Source organism: Streptomyces sp. SID3212 (assembly GCF_009865405.1).
Lineage (GTDB): Bacteria > Actinomycetota > Actinomycetes > Streptomycetales > Streptomycetaceae > Streptomyces.
The window spans coordinates 1-1,824 of record NZ_WWJY01000700.1; the positions used below are offsets into that span (position 1 = coordinate 1).

Annotated in this window: 1 protein-coding gene and 1 pseudogene; both read left to right on the forward strand. The window is 74.0% G+C overall.

Annotated elements, in window-relative coordinates; translation table 11 throughout:
- Positions 1 to 285 (forward strand): annotated as a pseudogene (locus GT042_RS21090) (SGNH/GDSL hydrolase family protein); the annotation flags it as partial.
- Positions 282 to 1,824: hydantoinase/oxoprolinase family protein (locus GT042_RS21095; protein WP_161310288.1), on the forward strand; the 1,543-nt coding region annotated here is incomplete at its 3' end. The pseudogene GT042_RS21090 and the gene GT042_RS21095, both read left to right, overlap by 4 nt.

Genomic DNA, 1,824 nt, shown 5'->3' on the forward strand with positions numbered 1-1,824 from the left:
CGCGGCCTCGCCCCGGGCCCGGCCCCCTCGCTGGAGGCGGACCGGCCTCCCCCGACCCGTACGGCCGCACTGGCCTGGCTCGCCACCGCGGGCACCGGCTGGGTCGTACGCCGGTGCCAGGACCTCCTGCCCGAGCTGCTGCGCCTCGCCGGTGACGAGGTCAAACACTGGGCCAGGGGCACCACCGCCGGCCTCGACCTCCACGCCGAACACGCGCTCTCCGGCGCGCTCGCCGCGCTCGGTGCCCGGGCACCCGGGCCGTCTCTTGCGAGAATGGGGGAATGACCGGTACCGGACGCTGGGAATTCTGGATCGACCGGGGCGGCACCTTCACCGACGTGGTGGGCAGGCGCCCCGACGGCCGGCTCGTCACCCGCAAACTCCTCTCCCACCAGCCGGAACGCCATCAGGACGCGGCCGTCGCCGGCATCCGGCTCCTCCTCGGCCTCACCCCCGGCGAACCCGTCCCGGCCGAGCGGGTCCGCCTCGTGAAGATGGGCACGACCGTCGCCACCAACGCCCTCCTGGAACGGCGCGGCGAGCCCACCGTCCTCGTGATCACCGAAGGCTTCCGCGACGCCCTGCGGATCGCCTACCAGAACCGCCCCCGGCTCTTCGACCGCCGGATCGTCCTCCCCGAGGCGGTGTACGAGCGGGTCGTGGAGGTCCCGGAACGGATCGACGCGCACGGCGCCACCGTCCGCCCGCTCGACCTGGCCCCCGTCACCGACGCCCTGCGCGCCGCCCACGACGACGGCTTCCGCTCCGCCGCCGTGGTCCTGATGCACGGCTACCGCCACCCCGCCCACGAGACCGCCGTCGCCGACGCCGCCCGCGCGGCGGGCTTCATCCAGGTCAGCTGCTCCCACGAGGTCAGCCCCCTGATCAAGCTGGTCCCGCGCGGGGACACCACCATCGTGGACGCCTACCTCTCCCCGATCCTGCGCCGGTACGTCGAGGAGATCGCCGCCGAACTGCGCGGCATCCGGCTCATGTTCATGCAGTCCAACGGCGGACTGCGCGAGGCCGCCCACTTCCGCGGCAAGGACGCCGTGCTGTCGGGCCCGGCGGGCGGCGTCGTCGGCATGGTCCGTACGTCGGCACAGGCCGGCTTCGACCGCGTCATCGGCTTCGACATGGGCGGCACCTCCACCGATGTCTCCCACTACGCGGGCGAGTTCGAGCGCGAACTGGGCACCCAGGTCGCCGGCGTCCGGATGCGCGCCCCCATGATGAACATCCACACCGTCGCCGCCGGCGGCGGATCCGTCCTGCACTTCGACGGACAGCGCTACCGCGTCGGCCCCGACTCGGCGGGCGCCGTACCGGGCCCCGCCTGCTACCGGCGCGGCGGGCCGCTCACCGTCACCGACGCCCACGTGATGCTCGGCCGGATCCAACCGGCCCATTTCCCGGAGGTGTTCGGCCCCGAAGGCGACCAGCCGCTGGACGCCGACGTCGTACGGACGCGCTTCGCGGAACTGGCCAGGGACGTGACCGAGGCCACCGGCGCCCCCCGCTCGCCGGAGCAGGTCGCCGCCGGTTACCTGGAGATCGCCGTCCTCAACATGGCGAACGCGGTCAAGAAGATCTCCGTACAGCGCGGACACGACGTCACCCGCTACGCCCTCACCAGCTTCGGCGGCGCGGGCGGCCAGCACGCGTGCGCGGTCGCCGACGCCCTGGGCATCGACACCGTGATCGCGCCCCCGCTCGCCGGGGTCCTGTCCGCGTACGGCATCGGCCTCGCCGACGCCACCGCCATGCGCGAGCAGTCGGTCGAGGCCGAGTTGACCGGACCGGCGCTGCGGCGCGTGCGCGAGG